Annotated in this window: 6 protein-coding genes; 3 read left to right on the top strand and 3 right to left on the bottom strand. The window is 73.1% G+C overall.

From position 1 onward, the window contains the following. Window positions 1–716: 716 nt before the first annotated feature. Window positions 717–1,307, bottom strand: coding sequence for an HSP18 transcriptional regulator (locus tag RIN75_RS24250; RefSeq protein WP_309114301.1), 591 nt, complete (start codon window positions 1,305–1,307; stop codon window positions 717–719). A 105-nt stretch (window positions 1,308–1,412) separates the two neighbouring features. Between RIN75_RS24250 and RIN75_RS24245 the strand changes: the two genes are divergently transcribed. Beyond that, window positions 1,413–1,853, top strand: a complete 441-nt coding sequence (locus tag RIN75_RS24245; protein WP_309114300.1) for an Hsp20/alpha crystallin family protein — start codon at window positions 1,413–1,415, stop codon at window positions 1,851–1,853. 41 nt (window positions 1,854–1,894) lie between these two features. Here RIN75_RS24245 and RIN75_RS24240 read toward each other — a convergent pair whose 3' ends face one another. Further along, window positions 1,895–2,896 (bottom strand): NAD(P)H-binding protein, encoded by a 1,002-nt coding sequence (locus RIN75_RS24240; protein ID WP_309114299.1) that lies wholly within the window; start codon window positions 2,894–2,896, stop codon window positions 1,895–1,897. 100 nt (window positions 2,897–2,996) lie between these two features. Between RIN75_RS24240 and RIN75_RS24235 the strand changes: the two genes are divergently transcribed. Together RIN75_RS24235 and RIN75_RS24230 are read left to right on the top strand one after the other, a co-directional pair. After that, window positions 2,997–3,944, top strand: coding sequence for a helix-turn-helix domain-containing protein (locus tag RIN75_RS24235; protein WP_309114298.1), 948 nt, complete (start codon window positions 2,997–2,999; stop codon window positions 3,942–3,944). A 25-nt stretch (window positions 3,945–3,969) separates the two neighbouring features. Continuing rightward, window positions 3,970–4,593 carry an MFS transporter gene (locus tag RIN75_RS24230; protein ID WP_309114297.1) on the top strand — a complete coding sequence of 208 codons (624 nt, stop codon included), beginning with the start codon at window positions 3,970–3,972 and terminating at the stop codon, window positions 4,591–4,593. Here RIN75_RS24230 and RIN75_RS24225 read toward each other — a convergent pair whose 3' ends face one another. Beyond that, window positions 4,594–6,603: a cellulose binding domain-containing protein gene (locus RIN75_RS24225; RefSeq protein WP_309114296.1), complete on the bottom strand. Its 2,010-nt coding sequence runs from the start codon at window positions 6,601–6,603 to the stop codon at window positions 4,594–4,596. Window positions 6,604–6,645: the final 42 nt, after the last annotated feature.

Below are 6,645 nucleotides of genomic sequence, written 5' to 3'. Positions count from 1 at the left end.
CCGGGCTCGGCTGGGCTCGGCTGGGCTGGGCGGGGCCGGGATGGGCTCGGCTGGGCTCGGCTGGGCTGGGCGGGGCCGGGCTGGGCTCGGCTGGGCTCGGCTGGGCTGGGCTGGGCGGGGCGGGGCCGGGATGGGCTCGGCTGGGCTCGGCTGGGCTGGGCGGGGCCGGGCTGGGCCGGGCTGGGCTCGGCTGGGCTGGGCTCGGCTGGGCTCGGCTTAGCGCGACCCAGCCCAGCCCGACCCGCCGGACCCAGCTCAGCCCGGCGCGAGGGGCGCGGCGCGACCCGGCGCGGCTCAGCGCGGCTCAGGCGGCCCAGCCCAGCCCGGCCCAGCTCAGCACGGCGCGGGGGCACGGCACGGGTGGCGCGGCACGGCGCGACCAGGCACGGCGCGACTCGGCGCGACGCGACCAGGCCTGGGGTGGCGCGGGCGGCGCGAGGCGGGGTGGCGTAGCCGAGCACCGGGTAGCCGAGCACGGCGCGAACAGGACCGGCGCGGCCCAGCTCGGCTCGGCGCGGCTATGCCCGGCCGGGCTCAGCGCAGCGCGGCTCAGCTCAGCGCAGCGCGGCTCGGCTCGGCGCGGCTCGGCTCGGCGCGGCCTGAGGTGGTGCGGGCGGCATGGCCGAGCACCGCGTGGCCACGACCGGCGCGAGCAGCACCAGCGCGGGTCAACACCAGCGCGGGTCAACACCAGCGTGGGTCAGGAGCGGCGTGGGTCAGGAGCGGCGTTGGCGGCGTTCTGCGCCGGCTTGGCGGCGGAGGTGGTTGGTGTGGTCGGTTATGGCGGTGATTTGGGCGGCCAGGTCGCTGTGGTGGCCGCTGAGGTGGGGGTGGGCGGCGGCCAGTGGGGGGAGGAGGGTGACCGGGTCGTGGTGGCCCAGGGCCTCGTCCAGGTGGTCGGCGTGGGTGGCGTCCAGGACGTCCAGGCCGCTGACCCGGCTGGCCAGCTTGCGCAGCGTCGCGGCGTTGCGGCGGGCCCAGTCGGCCACCGCGCGGTCGCCGGCGCGCCGGTCGCGTTGGGCGTCGATCCGGGCCTCGCCGGTGGTCTCGCCGGTCGACGTCGGTTGCAGGCGCAGGAAACGGCGTTCGGCGGCCTGGCGGCTGGTCACGCCGAGCGCCGGCGCGAGGGCCGCCCAGCTCGTCCCCTCCAGGCGCGCGGCGGCGATCAGCTCCGGTTCCCACGCGGCGAGGGTGTCGCGCAGCTGCCGCAGGGTGTGCAGAGCGGCCAGGAGGTCGGCGGGCTCGCCCCGGCGGACGTCGGTCACCGCCGCGTGCACCGCCCGCATCCCGTCCACCGGATCGTCCATGTCAACCTTCCGATGACATCCACCTTGTCAACGTTCCGATGACATGGTACAACAGAGGTGCGTGTTGACATAAGGCCTGGTGAAGACGAGGAGGAGGCAACACCGATGTTGATGCGCACCGACCCGTTCCGCGACCTCGACCGCCTGGCGCAGCAGTTCTTCGGCGCCACGACCGGTACGTGGTCCAAGCCCGCGGCGATGCCGATGGACGCCTACCGCGCGGGCGAGGAGTTCGTGGTCTGCTTCGACCTGCCCGGCGTCGACCCGAACGCGATCGAGCTGGACGTCGAGCGCAACGTCCTGACCGTGAAGGCCGAGCGCCGTCCGCTCCCCTCCGGTGACGACGTGCAGATGCAGGTCTCCGAACGCCCGCTCGGCGTGTTCTCGCGGCAGCTGTTCCTCGGTGACACCCTCGACACCGACCACATCACCGCCGACTACGACGCGGGTGTGCTCACCCTGCGCATCCCGATCGCCGAGAAGGCGAAGCCGCGCCGCATCGAGATCGGCGGCGCCCGCTCCGACCGCAAGGAGATCAAGTCCTGACACCACCCACGCCCGGACCGCCCCACGCGGCCCGGGCGTGATCACTCCGGCACGTGCAGGACCAGGTGCGGCGACAGGGCCTTGAGGAAGTCCGGAGCGTCGAACGCCGCCCCCGCCGAAAGGACACCGGTCCCGCTGAACCGGCCGGTGAGGACGCGGTCGACCGCCTCCACCGCCAGCGGCGCGCTGATGGCGTAGATGTCCCGGCCGGAGGCGGCCATCCGCCGTTCCGCACCACCTGACCGCACGAGAACGTCGACCACGAACGTCTGCGCCGACCGACCACTCGAATCCGCGGCGGTCGGCGCTGCGGCGTCGGGGGCGAACAGGTCCGCGGCGGCGTTGGCGCTCATGTACGTCCGCACCTCCGGCACGTCCAGGTGACTGGGCACGGTGACCACGTCGGCCATCGTGAACTCCCCGATCACCTCCCTCACCCCGAACGGCGCCGGGAACGACCACTCCAGCGTCGGCAGGGCGTCGTCGTGGTACGCCAACCGCCCACCCGTGAACCGGACCCGACGACCACCCCGCCGCTGCCCCGAGACCGCGCCCGACGCCAACGTCCCGGCGGTCGGGTGCCAACTGCTCAACCCATAAGCCACGTGCACCTCGTCCGCCGCCGTCCACTCCCCCATCGCGGCCGTCACCAGCAGATCCCCCAGCCCGCCGTAGAACGCCATCGCCGGCACCACCACACCGTCGCGGTTCCCGAAATCGCCGAAAGTGTCCACATTGGCCTCGATCTCGGCCGCGACATCCACGTAAGGAATGCCCGCCCGCAAAGCCGCATCCACCAACGGAGCCGCGGTCGTGGCGAACGGCCCGGCGCAGTTGATCACCGCCGCTGCCCCGGCCAACGCCCGGTCGAGCGACGCCGGGTCGTCCACGAACGCCTGCCGCACCTCCATTTCACCGCCAACCGACAACAACTTCTCCCGGTCGCGGCCGAGCGGCAGCGGGACGAATCCGCGCTCACGCAACTCCGCGACCACGAACCGCCCGGTGTGCCCATAAGCGCCGTACACCGCCACGTTCGTCATGCCCGCTCCTCGCTGAAGTGATCCAACGAGGAGAAATCCTCGTCCGCCGCGCCGACCTGTGCCCAGTGTCCGAAACGACACGACCCGTACAATTTCGGACATGCGCACGGTCGCGGTCGCCGCCACGGACGGGATGCTCCACTTCGAACTCGCGCTCGCCTACGAGGTCTTCGGCGCGCGCCCGGACGCCGTCCCCGGCCCCTGGTACGACGTCAGCGTCTGCGGCACGCACCCCGTCCGGGTCGGCCGCTTCCTGCTCGAACCCGACCACGGCCTCGACGCGCTCACCCGGGCCGGCACGGTGATCGTCCCCGCCCTGGCGGACGTCGACGCGGACCCGCCGGCCGACCTGGTAGCCGCGGTGCGAACAGCGCACAAGGCCGGCGCACGGGTGGTCTCGCTGTGCACGGGCGTGTTCGTGCTCGCCGCCGCCGGCCTCCTGGACGGCCTGCGCGCGACGACCCACTGGGCCCACACCGACCAGCTCGCCGCGCGCTACCCGGCGGTGACCGTCGACCCGGACGTCCTCTACGTCGACAACGGCACTGTCCTGACCTCCGCGGGCAAGGCCGCCGCGATGGACCTGTGCCTGCACCTGGTCCGCCGCGACCACGGCTCCGCGGTCGCGAACGTGGTCGCCCGCCGCCTGGTCGTGCCACCGCACCGGGCCGGCGGCCAGGCCCAGTTCGTCACCACCCCGGTGCCCGCGCAGGACGACCACCCGCTGGCCGACGTCCTCCCCTGGGCCATGCGCCGGCTGGACCAGCCGCTCACCGTGGAGGACCTGGCCCGCCGGGCGAACCTGAGTTCCCGCCACCTGGCCCGCCACTTCCACGCCGCCACCGGCACCACGCCCCTCCAGTGGCTGCTGACCCAGCGCATCCGCCGCGCGCAGGAGCTCCTCGAAACCACCGACGACAGCATCGACACCATCGCCGCCGCCGCGGGCATGGGCACCGCCACCACCCTGCGCCGCCACTTCCACCGCACGGTCGGCGTCCCACCCGACACCTACCGCCGCACCTTCCGCACCGCACCCGGGGTTTGATCTTCCACGTCGAGGGGAGATCGGTGTGCGGTTGGGCGGGCAGTTCGGGTGGTTGTGGGCGGCGTACTCGGTCAGCACGGTGGGCACGTGGCTCGGGTTCGGCGCGTTCCCGCTGATCGCGGTCCTGGCGGCCCACCCGCTGGTCACCCGGTTCGGCCGGCACCGGGTCCTGCTCGTCGCCGGGTGGCTGCGGGTGTGCTGGCCGATCGGGTTGGCGTTCGTCCAGCCCGGCACCGGCGGGTTGGCGCTCGTCATCGCCGTCCAGTTCGCGCTGGTCACGTGCATGGGCGTGTTCAACCCGGTGTTCGCCACGTCCCGGCTCGACCACACCCCGCCGGACCGCGTCGCCCGCGCCCTGACCGCGTGGTCGGTCACCAACCACACCACCACCGCCACCGTGACCGCCCTCTGGGGCCTGCTGGCAGCGACCACCAGCCCGCGCATCGCGATCGGTGCCGCCGGGTTGCTCATCCTCGCGACCCCGCTCCTGCTGCCCCGACGGGCCGCCGCCCGCTGGTCGACGCGGGGCGGCGGGACCGCGTCACGCCGGGCTGGGTTCGACGGGTCCGACCACGTTCGTGGTGAACAAGCGTGCCGCACGACGGCCCAACCTCAGCGGCCCCCGCAACAGGGGCCGCTGAGGGCGTAGTCAGCGGGTGGTGCAGAGGATGCCGTTGAGGGTGAACCTGGTCGGCAGCACGTTCGGCCCCTGGTAGGCGCCGACGAAGCCGGCTGTCGTGGTGGCGCCGGGAGCGAGTCGGGTGGTGCTCGACACCCGGACGTCCGCGCCCGTCTGCGCCCAGTCGGCGTTCCAGCCGCTGGACATCTGCTGCCACGCCGTCGGCCACGTCCAGGTCAACGACCAGCCGTCGAGCGGCTCGGTGCCGGTGTTGGCGATCTCGACGTTGGCCACGTAACCGTTGCCCCAGTTGGTGGCCTCCCGGTAGGTGACCGCGCAGCTCGACGTCGTGGGCGTGCCGGTGGTGAACGTCAGCGGTTCGGACGACCACGACACGCGGCCGGCGCCGTCGCGGGCGACCAGGTTGACCGTGTACCTGGTGCCGGGCACGAGGTTCGCGGCGGTGAAGGAGGTGCCGGTGGTCTCGCCCCACTGCTCGCCCTGCGTGCCCACGTGCCGGTGGACCTCGTACTTCACGCCCGCCGGCGGGGTCGGCCAGGTCAGGGTCGCGGTGGTCGCCGTGACCGCGGAAGCGGTCGGGCGGGGCGGGCTCGCCGGGCCGGCGGTCGAGCCGGTCGGGCGCAGCACCAGGGTGGTGATCGAGTACGGCGGCAGGGTCGCCTCGGACGCGCTGCCGGAGGCGGAAGAGATCCCGCTGTCGCCGTTGCCGAAGCTCAGCACCTGCGCGTCCGCGGCCGGCGTGTAGCCCGCGTACCGCAACGACACCGTCTTGGCGTTGTCGGGGTCTTCGTTCACCAGCAGCACGGCCAGCCCACCATCGGTCCGGCGGGTGGCGTGCGCGCGCAGGAGCGGGTCGGAGCTGGACGCGGCGACGAACCGGTCACCCGGGCGGGCGAACCGCGACACCATGGACAACGCGTGGTACGGCGCGAACGGCGTGTTCAGCGCCGGCTGGCAGATCCCGCCCGAGCAGCTCGCGCTCGACAACAGGCCGAAATCGTCGTAGTCGGTGTGCCCGGCGACCGTCGAGACCGTGCCCATTCCATTGTGGACGTTCCACCAGTCGACCGTGAACACGCCGTTGGCCAGCAGCGTCGCGTAGGCGTCCGCCGCGAACAGCGCCCCGGGCTGGGTGTTGCGGCCGTAGGACGTGTTGATCTCGGTCATGGCCATCGGCAGGTCCTTGCCCGCGAACCGCACCGCCTGCTCCCGCGCCATCCGGACCATGTCCACGACCCGGTCCGTCTTGGTCAACACCTCCGCCCCGGTGCCGCCCGGGTACCAGTGCAGGATGCCGAAGTCCACCACCGGCCCGGCGACCGACAGCACGACCTGGTTCCACGACCCCGCGTCCCCGGCCGCGGTGATCCCGTCCGGCCACTCCCCCGGCGAGGTGAGCACCGCGCCCACCTTGATCGTCGGGTCGACCGCCTTCATCGCCGCCGCGTACTCGCGGACCAGGCTCGCGTACTGCGCCGGGCTCTTGTCCGGGTGGTTGTCGGCCTCCCAGTTCGCGCCGTAGTGGCCGTTGCCGTAGTTCTCGTTGCCGATCTCCCAGTACTTGACCCCGTAGCCCTTCTCGACGTTCGCGTACCGGACCCACTCGGCGGCCTCTTCGGGCGTGCCGGTGCCGTAGTTGGCGGTGACGACGGGTTGCGCGCCGGCCCGCCGCACACCGGCCATGAAGTGGTCGAAGTCGGTGTTGGGGGCGACGTAGCCGCCGGGCGCGGTGTGGTCGCGCCAGTGGTAGATGTCCGAGTACGAGCCGCCGGGGTACCGCATCGCGCCGACGCCGGCGTCCTTCATGAGGTCGGCGACCGCGTCGGTGCCGAGCTGCGGGTCCCAGATCGCGTGGTTGACGCCGATGGCCGCCGGGTCGACGGTGCCGAGGCCGGCGCGTGCGTTGACCGTCACCGTGGTGGTGGGTGCGGGTGGGTCGTCCTGGGCCTGGACGGGTACGGCTAACAGCGAGGCCAGGAGAGCTACGGGGACGGGCAGCACGGCGAGGCGCGGTCTCATGGCGGTCCTCATCGACGATGATGGACTGGGAGCGTTCCCAGA

It is taken from the genome of Saccharothrix sp., assembly GCF_031180885.1.
Classification (GTDB): domain Bacteria; phylum Actinomycetota; class Actinomycetes; order Mycobacteriales; family Pseudonocardiaceae; genus Actinosynnema.
This window is presented reverse-complemented; position numbering and strand designations above follow the sequence as displayed.

Coding starts and splice junctions, on each gene's coding strand:
- RIN75_RS24250 (WP_309114301.1), bottom strand. CDS start 1,307: ATGGACGATCCGGTGGACGGGATGCGGGCGGTGCACGCGGCGGTGACC.
- RIN75_RS24245 (WP_309114300.1), top strand. CDS start 1,413: ATGTTGATGCGCACCGACCCGTTCCGCGACCTCGACCGCCTGGCGCAG.
- RIN75_RS24240 (WP_309114299.1), bottom strand. CDS start 2,896: ATGACGAACGTGGCGGTGTACGGCGCTTATGGGCACACCGGGCGGTTC.
- RIN75_RS24235 (WP_309114298.1), top strand. CDS start 2,997: ATGCGCACGGTCGCGGTCGCCGCCACGGACGGGATGCTCCACTTCGAA.
- RIN75_RS24225 (WP_309114296.1), bottom strand. CDS start 6,603: ATGAGACCGCGCCTCGCCGTGCTGCCCGTCCCCGTAGCTCTCCTGGCC.